Origin of the sequence: Lysinibacillus sp. GJ-1, assembly GCF_021166035.1 — a bacterium.
In the GTDB taxonomy this organism is placed as follows: domain Bacteria; phylum Bacillota; class Bacilli; order Bacillales_A; family Planococcaceae; genus Lysinibacillus; species Lysinibacillus sphaericus.
Window position 1 is genome coordinate 4619221 of record NZ_CP088912.1, and the last position, 16131, is coordinate 4635351.

Here is a 16131-nt window from a genome sequence, read left to right on the forward strand (position 1 = left end):
AAAATTTTAACGTCTTTCTTCTATTAGAATGCTGTTACACACGTTGGTTTATTCAAAACAAAGAAGAACTTGTGCAATTCCTGTAAAAACTGTTCATCACTAACCTTTAGCATGCCGAGCATAAATAATTCTTGAACCGTCACCACGCCCATCACTAGCGAAGAAAGCTCCGCAATATCAATTGTCATTTCTACATCATAGTGTGCGTTTTCTAACATCTCCAGAGCGCCATCTACCGCTCTTATTATAAGAGGCTTATTATTTTCTTCTAACAACGAATCATAAACAGTAAGCTTAAACGTTATATTGCTATTATTAAAATGATGTCGCTTGAGTTCCTGAAAGAAACCTCTTACATTGATTATCCGATACATTAAACCAATCCCTACAATAGCATTGGCATGGTATACACTCGGAATTAAATGATTGGATTCATTACGGACATCCCCTAAAAAGAAATGAATATTGTCATCCTGTGTATGCCATTCAATTCGATTTACTTGATCTGCCTGACTATTTAAAAACGTACTAAGCTCCAGTAAAGCCTCGGGTGTTTCATATAAAAATTCTTTTATAACCATATTATTCAGCAAAAAATTCGACTCACTTTGCTTTTTAAACGAAAATACGATATAGCCTTCTATATGGTCACCTTTGTCGACTGCAATAATATAGTTTTGCGAACTTTGAAAAATGCTATCCAACTCATTTTTTGTTTTTAAAAACATACCATGCTTTTTCAGTGCTATTCTGTTATAACAATCTTCCAACAATTGCTGATCCTGTTGATGTAAATATTTAAGATGCTGTTTGGTGGACCCTTTCGGAAAACTTGATGGTTGGACTGAATATTGGTACATTTTCGGTCCATAGCCAAAGCCCATTTTTTTATAAAAATCCGGTCTAAATGGATATAAGGCAACGATGTGCACATCCTTCTCTAAAAAAATTTGAAAGAAATGATCGATTAGTTCTTTAGCAACTCGCTCTTTTTTATGCAGTAAGTCTACTGCAACTTGACCAACACCACCAATTGGAATGATATTCGAAAATAAGTTCATTTTAAAATCATGGATACGCATACCACCCAATAAATTGTGGTTTTCCCATAGTCCATAATAATTTATAGTGGGTTCATTGCTCATGTTATGCTTAAAAATGGATACTAATCGCTCCTTTGTTTGTGGAGAAGTTTGCACGACTCCCGGATAAGCACCAATAACAATATCTACATATTTTAAAACTTCTTCTTCTTCTTGAATTTTCTTTACAATTCGCATATACACCCTCCTATTATTATAAAAATATTTGGCTTAATGCCATTTGCTTTCACATTAATTCCCGCCCCTATTAATAACATATATTACCACATACTATTCATTACTGTATGATAACTGTAGAGAAGCTAAAAAATGTGTGTCGATAAAAATGTGCCTTCGAAGGAACGGGGCTGTTAGCTTCCCCCAATATCAACATGTTCGCTGGGAAATGCAAAACAGAGAGCGTAGTAGTTGCCTCAAATATGATGTGTTGAAACGCTATTTCTTTTGCTTCTAACAACGTTGTTAGAGCTATATACATTACTATAAGGAGGATGACAAAGTTGGATTTGATTGATGCCTATATTTATGAAGTGATTCGAAGGATTCCTAAAAATAAAAGGGACGCGATTGGAGTTGAATTAAAATCTACAATTGAAGATATGTTACCCGAGGATTTTTCAGAATTAGAGGTAAAAGAAGCTCTTTTAAAACTTGGAGACCCAGCAAAACTTGCTGCGAGCTATCAACAGGAACCGAAATATTTAATTGGTCCTGAACAGTACAGCACTTACATGCAGACAATCAAAGTAGTGCTTCCTTGGGCAATCCTTATTACAATAATTGTACTTCTTGTAAAAAGTATTTTTTCCTTCCCAGCGGATGGATTGCTGTTGTCTGCTATTATTCAAGCCATATCTATAACGATTGCCACTATGATCGAAGTAGTCTTACAAGTACTGTTTTGGATTACCATTGCCTTTATCATAACGGAACGCTATGGTAACACGAAAAATCTACTATTCTTTATGAAAAGCAACAAAGAATGGACACCGGAAGATTTAAAGAAAACAAAAATTATTGACAAAGACAATTATATACCGCTTACTGATATTATCTTTAGCATATTAGGAATAGCCATTTTTACGTTTGTTTATTTGAATGCCACTCATCTGATTGGAATTTACTCTTCGGATGAAAGAAGTGGCTTAAAATTTGTTATGCCTATTTTCAACCAAGATACCCTCTTGTCTTATAGACCGATTATTTTATTTTGCATCGTTTTAAGTATGGCTTTAACCATATATAAATGGAAGGTTAGACAATGGACCATGTCGATTGCCATTATAAGTGCCGTTCTTCAATGTATGGGTACAATTGTGTTGATTGTCATGGCAAATCAGCCTGATATTATTCATAGTGCGGCAATACCCTATATGGCGGCTATTATGGAAACCACTTCTACAAAGATTTTGTTTACGCTAGATCGCATACTACTTGTCGTAATTACTCTGACGATTCTAGCAAGTGCATTTGATATTTATAGTGGCTTTAAAAAGGCTAAAAAGCGCTAAAATTCTTTATGAAAAATAGTTTAAATCACCAAACAGAAAGGGTAATAAATTAATATTGATTTTTTTTCATATTTTTTCACTACTCGTTGTGACTTTCACCTATAGTTAACAGAGGTTTAGCAATAAAAAACAAACTTATTTCCTAGTAAAATATACCTTAAATTCATTAAAATACCGTTATTCTCTAATATTTTGTATAATAATGATGTTAAGAGTATTTTTAATACAATTTATAATCTGCACTTCATCAATGGTTCAAGCAGAATAAGGGGAAAAAACTATGACAATTCTTCTTGTAGATGACAATTCAGTCAATCTATTCGTAATCGAAAAAATTTTAAAAAATGCAGGTTATGATAACTGTGTATCTCTTTCATCAGCTTATGAGCTTTTCGACTATCTTCAGTTAGATGCAAAAAATCCCGCAGGTACTTCTGTCGAGCTGATTTTATTAGACATTATGATGCCTGAAATAGATGGTATTGAAGCTTGCAAACGGATAAAACAAAATGAAAAATTCAAAGATATTCAAATTATTTTCGTTACAGCATTAGAAGATAAAAACAAGCTTGCGGAAGCACTCGATATTGGAGGGGTCGATTATATTACAAAGCCCATCAATAAGACGGAACTTCTTGCAAGAATTCGTGTTGCTCTAAGATTAAAGGCTGAATTAGATTGGCATATGAAACAAGAAATGAAAATCAAGTATGAATTAGATTTAGCCACACGTGTACAACGCAGTTTACTAAGTGCACCTTTAACTGAAGATCATATTCAAATCGAGGTATCCTACCTCCCCTCTTCAAATTTAGCAGGGGATATGTACTATTGGTATAAAATTAACGATCACCGTTACGCGGTTATTTTACTCGATATGATGGGTCACGGTATACCAGCAGCACTCGTTTGTATGTTTATCTCTTCTGTACTAAGGGAAGCTGTCAAACAGTTGGTGGAACCCGAGCTCGTTATTAAGGAACTAAATCGTTATATGACGCTTCTGCAAAATGCAAAGGAAGAAAATATTCATTACTTTACAGCTATTTACATAGTGATTGATACGGAACAAAAAACAATTGAATACGTTAACGCGGGCCATCCTGCTGGATACGCACTTGTTGATGAAACTACACTAGTTCCTTTAAACCAAGGAAGCTGTGCTGTTGGCTTTTTTGAAGAAATAAAGGTACAAAAACAAACAATCCAATATCAAAAGGATGTTCAAATTGTTTTATATACAGATGGGGTTTTAGAGGCGATGGGACCATGCGAAATAGAATCTGAAAAACTTTTACAAAAACTAACCTCAAAAAAATGGAATTATACACAATGTCTGATTGATAATTTACTACCTAAAGAAAAGCAAAAAAACCAACCGGACGATATGTGTGTATTAATGATTCAAGCACAAGCAATGTAAATTTATGAGTCAATAATTTCAAAAATCCGCATACACTTCTGCTGCTGACAAGCATAAACGCAATGTCTGCAACAGAATGTATAGCGGATTTTTTCTATGACTACCTTCTATTTTTTTTGATAAATTTTTTCAATGGCAACAGTTTCTTTATATTTTGAAATAATCCCGTCACAACGTAGCGTTTCTTTATCACCTAAACATAAAAAGCCATCTCGGCTTAGACTATCGTAAAATAAATGATGTACTTGGCTTTGTAGAGCAGGAGAAAAATAAATTAAAACATTGCGGCAGACAATCACATGAAATTCATTAAAGGATTGATCTGTTACTAAATTATGCTGTGCAAAAATAATATTTTTTAAAAGTTCCGGATGGAAATAGGCGTATTGATAGTCAGTTTTATAGTATTCCGAAAAAGCATGATTCCCCCCCGCAAGCATATAATTTGTTGTATATGCTTGCATTTTTTTTATTGAGAAGGCGCCCTTTTTTGCCTTTTCTAACACATGCTCATTCATATCCGTAGCGTAAATCACAGACCTATCTATTAGTCCTTCTTCCTGTAATAATATAGCCATTGAGTACACCTCTTCGCCTGTAGCACATCCTGCATGCCATATACGAATTTCTGGGTACTGTCTTAAATAGGGCACAACTTCTTTACGGAACGCTTTAAAAAAGCTAGGATTACGAAACATTTCTGTGACATTGATAGAAAAATCATTCAAAAGCTGCTCCAAAAAACTTTCTTCATGTATCGCTTTTTCTTGTACCCGGGAAATAGTCGGTATATTACTCACCCTCATCCGATTATAAATGCGACGAGAAATAGATGAGCGATTATATTGTCGAAAATCAAAACCGGATAAACGATAGATAGCTTCGAGTAGTAACTCAATTTCCATATCCGCATGCTTATTCATTTGTTGCTTTAGCTCAAAATTTTGGAATTGATTATCCATGCTTATTTTTAACTCCCTTTAGAAACTAGCCATACGCGTAAGACCGATACTAATTGATCTAGATTTAACGGCTTACTAATATAATCAGATGCACCTGCTTCTAGAGATTTATCACGATCTGTACTCATTGCTTTTGCTGTTAAAGCGATAATTGGCAAATCAGTAAGCTTCATTTTCGTACGAATAATAGACATTGTTTCATATCCATCCATATTCGGCATCATAATATCCATCAGAATAAGATCTATTTTATTATTCGTCTCCATAATCTCTAAACATTCTAATCCATCTTTCGCAACGAGAATATTCATGCCTCTTTTTTCAAGCGCTGCTTTCAATGCATAGATATTGCGATTATCATCATCTACGATTAAAATATTTTTCCCTTGGAAAACTTCTACTTCTTGTGGAGAAACCTGATAGCTTTCCTCTACTTGCTCTTCCACTTCTTCAACAATGTCGTCAGCTTCTAGTGTAGCGACCACTTCAACATAAGCGGAATCTATGGCTGTCGTATTTAAGCCGTTAGGTAAACTTGGAATAGTGAGCGTAAAGCTACTGCCTTTCCCTTCTTCACTTTGTAATGCAACCCAACCTCCAAGTAATTTTGCAAATTCCTTACAAATGGATAAACCAAGACCTGTTCCACCATATTTACGTACAGTAGCCCCATCTGCTTGTTGGAAGGATTCAAAGATTAGCTGATGCTTGTCCTTTGGAATACCTATTCCCGTATCAGATACCGTAATTTCAAGCCATTCTGTGCTTACTTCTTGCATATTAGATGTTAGTTGTTGATGATCAAGCTGCTTAATATCTAAATGTACATAACCCTGTTCCGTAAATTTCAATGCATTTGATAATAAATTTTTTAAAATTTGTTGGAATCTCTTTTCGTCTGTATAGAAAATATCGACTACGTTTGGTGCTTTCGAAATATGCAATTCTAAATTCTTTTTCTTAGCTACTGGCGCAAAGATTTGCTCTATTTGCATTGGCAATTCACTCATATTTACTTCATCAAAAATAATTTCAATTTTGCCAGCCTCAACCTTTGATATATCTAAAATATCATTGATTAATGCAAGTAGATCCTCACCAGAAGAATGAATGACTCTTGCAAATTCCATCTCTTCTTCCGTTAAATTATCGTTGCCATTCTCTGATAACATTTCAGACAAAATTAAAATGCTATTTAATGGTGTCCGTAATTCGTGGGACATGTTGGCTAAAAACTGAGATTTGTAATTAGAATTTAATACAAGTTGCTCCGCACTATCTTCTAAATCTTTTTTGGCGCTTTCTAATTCTTTCGTTTTCATTTCAGCTTCTTTTGTTCTTTCCTCAAGCTGTTCATTAATCATCGTGAGCTCTTCTGTTTGCATTTGTAACTCTTCCGATTGCGTTTGTAGCTCTTCCGATTGTACTTGTAATTCCTCTGTCATGGCTCTTGATTCATTTAAGAGTCGTACAATTTCCATACGTCCTAAAATGCTATTGACCGTTAATCCAAATGTTTCGATTACTTGGTTCACCAATTCCTGCTGTAACGCTGTATAACTCTTCATCGTCGCAAGTTCTACGACAGCTATAACCTCATCTTCGAATATAATGGGGAAAATAAAAATGCTCTTTGGCGGTGCTTCACCTAAGCCTGTTCCAATTAAACGATAATCTTGCGAAACATCGTGATTAATGAAAACCCGTTTTTCAAGCGCACATTGACCAATTAAACCTTGTCCAATTTTAAATTGGTCAATACCAACCTTGTCTCCCACGTCAGCAAAGGACGCTTTCTTCACAAAGCAGACTTCGTTATTGTGCATTTCTCGCACATAAAATGCACCGAAGGATGATTGTGTTTTTTGCGCCATTTCTGAAAGAAAAGTTTCAGCCAATTTCGTGATAGCAGAAATACCTTGATATTTTGTAACGATTTCAGCGATATTAGCTTGCAGCCATTCTCTTCGCTCAAGTGTATCTAACAACTCATTTGTCGCATCTGCCAGCGCATTAATTTCATCATTCGTTTTAACGTGAATCCTTGTTCGATGATTACCTTTTGAAGCGGCAATTTCTTTAATTGTTTGTGTGACCTCTGTTATTGTTTTGACGATTGAACGTGAAATCCCACTAGCTATAACAATCGCAATAAAAGATACAAGCACTAAGATACCAAATAATGCCGTAGTTAAATTACTATTTGTTTTGTCTAATTGTTTTGCTTTAGTTTGCGTAAATGCGTTCTCATCTGCACGGAAAGCGTCAAATTGCTTTCGCATCGTGTCCATATCTTTGCGTCCAACATCTACTTTAAAAAATTCTTGCAATGCTACCGTATTCTTTTCTTTTTTTAAATGTATTGTCGGTTCACCAGATGTCGCAATCCAATGTTCTATCGTAGCCTTAATAGTTTCTAACTTCTTTTGCTGATTGCCCCTATTTTCTAATAACTGATAGAGTTCATCATAGTCAATCTTCCAATTTTCTTCGGCATTTTCGTATGGCTCTAAATAGCTCGAATCACCCGTAATAATATAGCCTCGTTGGCTCGTTTCCATATCTAAAATATATTTTTCAATACGATTTGTAAGTGTTTGTACTTGAGAATCATATTTAATAATAAAATTCCTTTCCTTTTGTAGGGAAGTAATTTGATTGTTTAATATAATCACTGACGCAAGTAAACAAAGAATAATAACTACATAACCGAGGGTAATCTTAGTCCGAATACCCATTTTCATTTTTTTATCCATTGTATTCCCTACCTTTACCTGTCCTACTAACATATTAACAGTATAATGATGGAATTAAAAATTACAGATGCACTTCACCTTTTATCCATTTTACTAAAATTGCATATTTATAAATTTAGGCATTTCTTTCTCCCTACTTATTTCCCGCTTCAAAGCCATTTAATCTTATCATTTCAAAAATACCCCCAAAAAATAATGAAAATTTGTCTATTTATACATATCTATTTATATTCATTCTTTTGTCGACAAATTCAAGAAAGTCTTTTGTATTGTTTCGTGATTTTGTTAATAAGCATCTTATAATTTCATATACATCTTATATTGAATGATTTTGAAATAAGGGGAGAAAAATGTGGATATATTGAATAGGCCTGGTGATTCACTGTGGTATTTCAGCGATTTGTTTAAAATACCCCTTCAACTACTCTTGGACTCCAATCGAAACATCAACCCTCAACACCTTCAAGTAGGACAACGTATTCAAATACCTGGTTATGTAACAACTAGTTATACCATTACCCAAGGCGACTCTTTGTGGCAAATCGCCCAAAACAAAAATCTTCCGCTCAATGCCATTTTACTTGTCAATCCAGAAATCCAACCAAGTCGACTACACATTGGGCAGACAATACAAGTTCCTCAAAGACTAACTTGGCGGCTCGTAAACGGCCAGCAAAATTATGATTACAGCATGATGATGAATGATATAAAAAAACTACAAACCGCCTATCCATTTCTTCAAAGCACATCCATTGGCAACTCCGTTTTAGCACAACCAATTCCTGAGATTTTAATTGGAAACGGCTCAAAACGCATACATTATAACGGTTCCTTTCATGCAAATGAATGGATTACTACACCGACCATCATGACTTTTCTAAACGACTATTTACTCGCACTAACAAATCAAACGACCATAAGAGGGCTCTCGATGGGACCACTTTATAACCAAACAACGCTATCACTAGTTCCGATGGTTAACCCCGATGGCGTCAATTTAGTTATCAACGGTCCTCCAGCTAACGAAGCATTAAAAAATAAACTAATTGCTTGGAATCATAACAGTCAAAACTTTTCTGGATGGAAGGCGAACATTAATGGTGTTGATTTAAACGACCAATTTCCTGCAAAGTGGGAGCTTGAAAATGCTCGCAATCCACAAACACCAGGACCACGTGATTATGGAGGGGAAGCTCCGTTGACCCAGCCAGAAGCTATTGCTATGGCTGATTTAACAAGGAACAGCCATTTTGCTTGGGTTTTAGCATTTCATACGCAGGGCAGAGTCATTTATTGGGGATTTGAAAATCTTGAACCACCTGAATCACAAACAATGGTAGAAGAATTTAGCAGAGTAAGTGGTTATGAGCCCATTCAATCTGCAAATAGCTATGCTGGTTATAAAGATTGGTTTATTCAAGATTGGCGCAGACCAGGCTTCACAGTAGAGCTAGGTAGCGGTACAAACCCGCTGCCAATTAGCCAGTTCGATACTATATACCAAGAAGCGTTAGGTATTTTTTTAGCTGGATTGTATTTATAACAACCAATTTTACTTTTTAAACTTAACGAAGCCGACCATTCAGGATACTTGTCCTACTTGGTCGGCTTTTATTTTTTAACTTTTTCTATAAAGTACCAATTATTACTTTGACAGATAGAGTAATCTTTGCTAATATTACTCCATCAGATAGAGCAATAATTTTAAGTAGGTGACGTATGGTTCGAAGTGACATTATCCGTGGACACTTGGATTCAATTATTTTGCGGCTAATTTTAGAGAAGGATCGCTATGGTTACGAAATTTCCCAAGAAATAAGCAACCGGACAAAAAATCGTTTTCAAATTAAAGAAGCAACTCTATACGCCGTATTTCAACGTTTAGAAAAAAAAGAAGTAATTGAAGCCTATTATGGCGATGTATCGCACGGAGGCAAAAGAAAATATTATCGCATTACCTCATTAGGCAAGGCTTATTTAAGCGAGCTTGTAAAAGAATGGGCAGAAGTGAAGGAAATTATCGACTTATTTATGGAGGGCTTAGAATGAAAAAAATTAAACATCATATTGATGAGCTATTTAAAGACATGCCACGCAATACTGAAACAGAAATGGTGAAACAGGAAATCATCGAAAACCTTGAAGAAAAAGTATTTTATTTAATGGAGCAAGGGAAGGAAGAAGAGGATGCCATCAATAAAGCAATCGTTGAATTTGGCGATATTGAAGATTTAAAAAAGGAATTGGGTGTAAAAGAGCCTGAAAAGAAAAGTATGGCTAAGTTAAATTTAGAATTTTCGCTATGGGGAAGTGGATTAATAGCAGCGTTCTTTATTTTTATCAATCTTTATTACACACCCAATACAATTTGGGCGATTTATCCAATTTTCGCAATACTATGGTGGCCCCTTTCGATGTACTTCGTCTGGTCACGTAAGAAATGGAGTGAGTAAATATGAAACATTTTATTAGTTTTTCGGTTGTTGGCAGTTTGATGACTATGCTATTTTTAGGAATTGTCAATTATACAACAACTCCTCAAACAATATGGTTTATTTACCCTTGTATATTGCTGTTGCTATAAATCACTTTATATTTCATGTCCAAAAAACTATATAAACAATACGCCGTCATTTGTAGCGCCATGGTTATTGCTTTTCTCATTATTGAAAATCTATTGTATTCACCGCAGCATTTATGGTTTATCTATGCTATTTATCCGATAGTATGGTACCATTCTTATGTATTTAGAGGAAAAAGCGAAATCATTGAATATTGCACTGATTGGCTGTGCAAGCACCATCTTCTATTATTCATTCATCAATTTCATCATGTCCCCACAATATCCTTGGGCGATTTACCCGGCATTTTTAGTGATATGGTGGTATTAGCTCTATATCATGCCCAAAAAAGAACGTTCGTTGCCTTCTCGGTTTATGCTAGCTTACACATCAGTATCTTTTTTATTATCGTCAACATTGTTTCTTCACCAAGCGTAATTTGGGCGATCTACCCAATATTCTTAGTACTTTGGTGGCCATTAAGTATGTATTTTTATGTTTATAAAAGAAGACTTTACCAAAGTTCTACCATGACCAAAGATTTTTAAACGACTACAATACAGCTAAAGGAATCATACTTTATGTATAAACAACAATCAGCTATTGGGAAAATTATCGTCATCTTCCTGCTCATACTATTCACTGTCAATGGTGTTGTATTTGCCACTAGCGATCCTGTCATGGATAAAGATAAAACCTTAGATATTTCTGCTATTGACGCATTTATGACAAAAGAAATTGACCGATTGCACATCCCAGGGGCTTCACTCGCTATCGTTAAGGAAAACCAAGTTGAATATTTGCAAGGTTATGGTGTTTCAAAACCAGATGGGACAAAAATGACACCACAAACACCTATCGTCATCGGCTCCGTTAGTAAATCGTTTACTGCTCTTGCCATCATGCAGCTTGTAGAACAAGGGAAACTCCATTTAGATGATACAGTGTCCTCCATACTACCAACGTTTCAACTTGCTAATAAAGAAGAAGCTAAAAAAATAACCATTCTACACTTGTTAAACCATACAAGCGGTCTCTCTACTTATGATGGCCAAGTAGCAATATCCGACGGTGATCAAACATTACAAGAACATGTAAAAACCTTAGCCACTTTAAAGTTGGCATCACCTGTAGGTAGCCAATATGAATATTCAAATTTGAATTATAACTTATTAGGTGCAGTCATAGAGGAAGTTACAAATACATCCTATAAAGAATATGTAGAGGAACATATTTTTAAGCCGCTGGCAATGCATAATAGTTATGCAGATCCAAAAGATGATCGCAACAATACTAGCGCTACGGGTTATCAAACCATATTTGGATTTAAGATGCCTACAAAACAGTTAATCCATCGTGGTACTGTTTCTTCAGGATATCTTCTTTCTAGTGCAGAAGATATGGCAAATTATATGATAGCGCAATTGAATAATGGTCACTTTAACGGGAAAAACATACTATCACCAAACGCAATGAACAAATTACACCACCCTTTTGCATTTATCGGGGATAGTACTTATTATGCCATGGGTTGGGAAGTAAAAAATGCGATGATCTCCCATAATGGCTGGACAGAAAACACCTATTCAAAAGTGTTATTGGACAAGGAATACGGTATTAGTCTCCAAATCAATGCCATGGATTATTTTAATTTAAATGAATATGATGCCATCGTAAATGGCCTTCATCAGCTTGTCCATCAAGAACAACCCTCATTATCGAATAGTAAGCCCTTTCTAAAATATATACTATTCGATTTACTATTAGCGATCATTATTGCGCTCATTGTTCGGTCTATTTATCGATTGTTTAACCGTAAAAAACCTAAAGTAACAACTTTTCAGCGGGCGTTTCAGTGGTTCTCACTAGCGGTCTTTAACTTGCTACTACCTTCATTTGTTTTAATTGCTTTCCCACAATTATTTGGTCCATTATCTACTGTAACTTTATTTGCTCCTGGAATAGGACATTTGTTATTTATAATACCTGTATCACTTTTAATAATAGGGCTCATCACGTTAGTTCAATACCTACTGAAGAAACCTATATTCGCTTCAAGGTTACCTGGAAATAATTAATGGTTCACTTCACATAAATTATATATTTACTATATAATTTAATAAGTAAATATTTTAGTGGGCTGTGATCATATGTCAAAAAATAATCCAATGCACGAAGTCGAAAGCATCATGCGCGAAATGCTTGAAATACAGCAAAAATCTATGATGTTTGTGAATCTGCTGTCAGAAGGCGAAACATTATCTCAAAACCAGCTTATCCTTCTTCTTCAGCTAAAAATCAACGGTGGTATGAAGGCAACAGAAATTGCTGATTTCTTTAGTGTAACCCCCGGGGCTGTTACATCCATGTGCGATAAATTGGAGAAGCTTAATTTTGTTCAACGCGTTAGAGAAAGTGAAGATCGACGTGTCGTAAATATGAAGTTAACGACAGAAGGAGAACAAAAAGTACAAGAAATATTTTTAAAACTTCCACAAGAAAAACTAACAGAAATAGCAAATGTATTAACGGATGTAAATCAGTTAATGCAAAAAATTTTTTAAGGATTTCAAACATTGAAATCCTTTTTTTATTGCCCTCATAACGGTATTTATTTTTCACCTATAGACTAGGCAGTTTTTTGTTCTTGACAAAATAGAGCGGCATATAATTTAATTAATATATGTTTTAATTATTAAAATATATATTAATTAAATTAAAAGAGGTGATAATTAGCATGACAAATGAACGCATACAAAAACAGCATTGTATTACGCTTACTAGTGGCAAAATTTATGATTTAATGCCCGACTGCGAACAGTTGAATATTCGCGGGGCGGTTGGTGTCCATCAAAAAGTGAACTTAAAGATTATATCCACACATGGACATAGTGTATTTCATTCCCGTGTTATTGCTCGCACTTTAAAAAATACAGGCTCTTGTAATATGAAAGATTATTGTGAAATAGGAGAGTTGACGAATGCGGGGAATGTAACAATCCGCTCTGGGGAAGTTTCGACTATTACGAGTACAGGAAAACTGACAATTGCACAATCCTTACATGCACAGCAGTTCCAGGCAATCGGCTTTGTGAAAGCTCAAGAAATACAGGCATCACATTTTCACTTAAAATTATCTGGTCCAAGTAGCATTACCCAACTCGTTGCAGATGACATCATCATAGAAAAAGATAAGTTCTCACTTTCTCTTCTCAGTAAAAAACTGCATTGTCATTCGATAAAGGGCAAAAATTTACACCTTGCTTACACAATTGCAGAGTTTGTAGACGGTACCGTTATTGAAGTTGGGGACCATTGTACAATACAGAAACTTTATTACACCGAAAGTTATACCATTTCCCCCCTTGCGAAAGTACATCACATCATTAGGAGGGAACAAGGATGAAAATGATTCGTGGATTTTTTTGTTCCTTAGCCCTTATTGTGTTAACCATTCTATACGTAGGACTGGTTGTAAGCGCCATAATATCCATACTTGCTGGTATTTTACGAACTGTAGGCATTGATGAAATCAAAATGAGCATTTGGCAAGGCATTGAACTTCCGATTGCTTTCAGTATCCCTTTTGCACTCGTTATATCTTGCTTGCTGTTCTTTTGTTCGCTTTACATCAAACGTTCGATCACATTTTGTTTTTCAAAACTAAAGTTTTAAAATGGTGCGTTGTGCTCTTAGCAAAGAGGTTCACCTCTTTATATCACTACTTGAACCTCTTTTCATTTGTTGGAAATGAAATTGGTTTCTAGGCCAATCACCTGTTAACTTACCACAACGTACATATAATAATGGGAGATAGGAGTAATGGAAAAAGGAGCAATTTTATAATGAAAATAAACAAGCTTAAATCCGTTAACAGGGTATTATGGTAAGCGTCTTATGTTGTTTTCTATCAGATGAAAACGGGCGTGAACTGGACCCGTATTTGCCAAAGAGTATAAGCTGTACAGAGTTAACTACTGCAAACGCACGTCCTAAACAATGGTCCGTCTTGCCAAATGGAACAACTATTGACCTTCAACGAGTAGATATTCTTATCACTGGTTATGTAACGATTGTGCTCGATAATGGCCTTAGACATATAGAACCTTTTTCTGTAACAAAACAAATTTTATTATGTGCACCCGAGGGGACGCAAATAACCTGTAGACTGACTGATTTTCACTGTTCCTCTCAGGCAGTTAATGCAAATGGTATGTTCCAAGGTTTATTAATAGCCATCGACCTATGTTTATCAGTTCAGTCTATCCATGACATTGTAGTCACAATGGAAAGTCAGTTTTGTAAACCTCGAAAAGACATATTACTATCAAAATGTTTTTTACCAGATCAACAACCGTCCATTCCATTTAAGCCAAATCTAGAAAAAACAACACAACTGTTTGAAAAGCTCTGCTTGAAAGTCCCACAAGTATATGATTGGGTTATTACACCGATTAGCATTCCACAAATCAATGTTCCCTTTTCCTGTGTATATGAGGTAATGTATGTGGCGGGAAATTGTAATGGTATTAGTATTGGAGATTACATTTGTAAAACATGTACGGGCATATGTGAGGAGACTTTCATTTGTTCTAACCAAAGTTGTACATTATTATTAAGTCTTACTTCATCGAACTGCACATTTTGCCCTGCCGGAGGGCGTTCACTTTCACCTGATTTTGTTTGTACGCCACCTGCAGGGCGTATACTTAACATTAATCAGGGAATCTATTATAACGATTTACAACCAGCAATTGATGGGGCCAATGCTGGGGATAGTCTTATTGTTTTCCCAGGAAATTTTATTGAAACAGCTGATATCACTGTCAATAAACCATTAACAATTTCTGGCCTTTCTGCACAGAATACAGTGATTGAGTTTCCAAATCCACCGGTGGCACAATCAAATCTCAATATTGCCGCAAATAATGTGACAATTAACAATCTTCATTTTCTCAGTCCGACCATTACAAATGCAGATGATGTGTCATTATTGAGAATTGACCATGCTCCTGGCAACACTTTATATGATAATATAACGTTAAATAATCTTATTATAGAAGGAGGACCAAAGCGTCTTGCAATTATCAATGCCTCCAATATAGCCATCCTCAATTCAACATTTATTCATACTGGTAATCGACATGCCATAGAGCTCAGAAGCGGGACAGGAACAATGAATATTTCCGGCAACACATTTTCAGGTGGACCCGATAGCAGAAACGCTATTATTTTCCAAGTAGATACACCTACAGACACTTTTATTAACGCTTCATTTATTATATTAAATAATACTGTGACCCGTTTTTCACACTTTGTATTATTTAACCTTGCAGCTAACGACACTGTTTCTATTCATGTTTCAAACAATGTTATTGACCAACAAGACCGACCAGGGCCGACCATTACGTTTATTCCTCCTACACAGCCGTACAATTTTTCAACGATTGCACCAATATTGATTGAAAACAATCAAATCACAAATCCTAATCCACCTATTGAAAGTCCAGATCCATTTTCTGTATCAAGTAACCTTTCTGTTTATGTAGACTATACTTATACACTCGGGCTTCCAACATCCATTCCAGCCAATGGCCAAATACAAGTCTATAACAATATATTTAATGTGGCCTTACCTTGGGGATTAGTAGTACCACCAAATATTTATGACGTCGTTTTTCCGAATGATCCAGTTGGCTATAATATGACTGATGCCCCAGGAACGATGTCATTAAATGCTTTTGCTTTAATGGGCAATGTGTCAACGCCAATTCCATAACCGCTATGACAAAGAAGGACCTTTCACTATAGTTGA

Annotated in this window: 13 protein-coding genes; 10 read left to right on the top strand and 3 right to left on the bottom strand. The window is 35.4% G+C overall.

Annotation, left to right across the window (positions count from 1 at the left end; genetic code table 11):
* Positions 1-23: 23 nt before the first annotated feature.
* A complete protein-coding gene (locus LO754_RS23045; protein WP_231785329.1) occupies positions 24-1280 on the bottom strand; it encodes a GNAT family N-acetyltransferase in 1257 nt (418 codons plus the stop codon).
* A gap of 323 nt (positions 1281-1603) precedes the next feature.
* Here LO754_RS23045 and LO754_RS23050 point away from each other — a divergent pair, with 323 nt between their 5' ends.
* Together LO754_RS23050 and LO754_RS23055 are read left to right on the top strand one after the other, a co-directional pair.
* Entirely contained in the window at positions 1604-2614 is a 1011-nt protein-coding gene (locus LO754_RS23050; protein WP_231785330.1) for a hypothetical protein, read from the top strand.
* 280 nt (positions 2615-2894) lie between these two features.
* Positions 2895-4037, top strand: a complete 1143-nt coding sequence (locus tag LO754_RS23055) for a SpoIIE family protein phosphatase (RefSeq protein WP_025220879.1) — start codon at positions 2895-2897, stop codon at positions 4035-4037.
* Positions 4038-4144: 107 nt separating this feature from the next.
* Here LO754_RS23055 and LO754_RS23060 read toward each other — a convergent pair whose 3' ends face one another.
* Positions 4145-4999 carry a CheR family methyltransferase gene (locus tag LO754_RS23060; protein WP_024364451.1) on the bottom strand — a complete coding sequence of 285 codons (855 nt, stop codon included), beginning with the start codon at positions 4997-4999 and terminating at the stop codon, positions 4145-4147.
* A gap of 8 nt (positions 5000-5007) precedes the next feature.
* Positions 5008-7755, bottom strand: a complete 2748-nt coding sequence (locus tag LO754_RS23065; protein WP_231785331.1) for a CHASE3 domain-containing protein — start codon at positions 7753-7755, stop codon at positions 5008-5010.
* A 352-nt stretch (positions 7756-8107) separates the two neighbouring features.
* On the opposite strand from LO754_RS23065, the gene LO754_RS23070 reads away from it, so the two are divergent.
* The 8 genes from LO754_RS23070 (at position 8108) to LO754_RS23105 (ending at position 16095) form a co-directional block, all read left to right on the top strand.
* On the top strand, positions 8108-9298 hold the full coding sequence (locus LO754_RS23070; RefSeq protein WP_231785332.1) for a M14 family metallopeptidase: 1191 nt from the start codon (positions 8108-8110) through the stop codon (positions 9296-9298).
* A gap of 176 nt (positions 9299-9474) precedes the next feature.
* Positions 9475-9804: a PadR family transcriptional regulator gene (locus tag LO754_RS23075; RefSeq protein WP_024364300.1), complete on the top strand. Its 330-nt coding sequence runs from the start codon at positions 9475-9477 to the stop codon at positions 9802-9804.
* Entirely contained in the window at positions 9801-10208 is a 408-nt protein-coding gene (locus LO754_RS23080; RefSeq protein ID WP_024364301.1) for a permease prefix domain 1-containing protein, read from the top strand. The genes LO754_RS23075 and LO754_RS23080 overlap by 4 nt, the downstream gene beginning before the upstream one ends.
* A 689-nt stretch (positions 10209-10897) precedes the next feature.
* The gene (locus tag LO754_RS23085; RefSeq protein ID WP_231785333.1) at positions 10898-12394 is read left to right on the top strand and encodes a serine hydrolase domain-containing protein; all 1497 of its coding nucleotides are present in this window, start codon (positions 10898-10900) and stop codon (positions 12392-12394) included.
* A gap of 72 nt (positions 12395-12466) precedes the next feature.
* Positions 12467-12880 carry a MarR family winged helix-turn-helix transcriptional regulator gene (locus LO754_RS23090; protein ID WP_024364304.1) on the top strand — a complete coding sequence of 138 codons (414 nt, stop codon included), beginning with the start codon at positions 12467-12469 and terminating at the stop codon, positions 12878-12880.
* 173 nt (positions 12881-13053) lie between these two features.
* A complete protein-coding gene (locus LO754_RS23095; RefSeq protein WP_024364305.1) occupies positions 13054-13722 on the top strand; it encodes a hypothetical protein in 669 nt (222 codons plus the stop codon).
* Positions 13719-13991, top strand: coding sequence for a hypothetical protein (locus tag LO754_RS23100; RefSeq protein ID WP_024364306.1), 273 nt, complete (start codon positions 13719-13721; stop codon positions 13989-13991). The genes LO754_RS23095 and LO754_RS23100 overlap by 4 nt, the downstream gene beginning before the upstream one ends.
* A 208-nt stretch (positions 13992-14199) precedes the next feature.
* Positions 14200-16095 carry a BMQ_0737 family morphogenetic spore coat protein gene (locus LO754_RS23105; protein WP_024364307.1) on the top strand — a complete coding sequence of 632 codons (1896 nt, stop codon included), beginning with the start codon at positions 14200-14202 and terminating at the stop codon, positions 16093-16095.
* Positions 16096-16131: the final 36 nt, after the last annotated feature.

Coding starts and splice junctions, on each gene's coding strand:
- LO754_RS23075 (WP_024364300.1), top strand. CDS start 9,475: ATGGTTCGAAGTGACATTATCCGTGGACACTTGGATTCAATTATTTTG.
- LO754_RS23095 (WP_024364305.1), top strand. CDS start 13,054: ATGACAAATGAACGCATACAAAAACAGCATTGTATTACGCTTACTAGT.
- LO754_RS23085 (WP_231785333.1), top strand. CDS start 10,898: ATGTATAAACAACAATCAGCTATTGGGAAAATTATCGTCATCTTCCTG.
- LO754_RS23055 (WP_025220879.1), top strand. CDS start 2,895: ATGACAATTCTTCTTGTAGATGACAATTCAGTCAATCTATTCGTAATC.
- LO754_RS23065 (WP_231785331.1), bottom strand. CDS start 7,755: ATGGATAAAAAAATGAAAATGGGTATTCGGACTAAGATTACCCTCGGT.
- LO754_RS23105 (WP_024364307.1), top strand. CDS start 14,200: ATGGTAAGCGTCTTATGTTGTTTTCTATCAGATGAAAACGGGCGTGAA.
- LO754_RS23080 (WP_024364301.1), top strand. CDS start 9,801: ATGAAAAAAATTAAACATCATATTGATGAGCTATTTAAAGACATGCCA.
- LO754_RS23060 (WP_024364451.1), bottom strand. CDS start 4,999: ATGGATAATCAATTCCAAAATTTTGAGCTAAAGCAACAAATGAATAAG.
- LO754_RS23045 (WP_231785329.1), bottom strand. CDS start 1,280: ATGCGAATTGTAAAGAAAATTCAAGAAGAAGAAGAAGTTTTAAAATAT.
- LO754_RS23090 (WP_024364304.1), top strand. CDS start 12,467: ATGTCAAAAAATAATCCAATGCACGAAGTCGAAAGCATCATGCGCGAA.
- LO754_RS23100 (WP_024364306.1), top strand. CDS start 13,719: ATGAAAATGATTCGTGGATTTTTTTGTTCCTTAGCCCTTATTGTGTTA.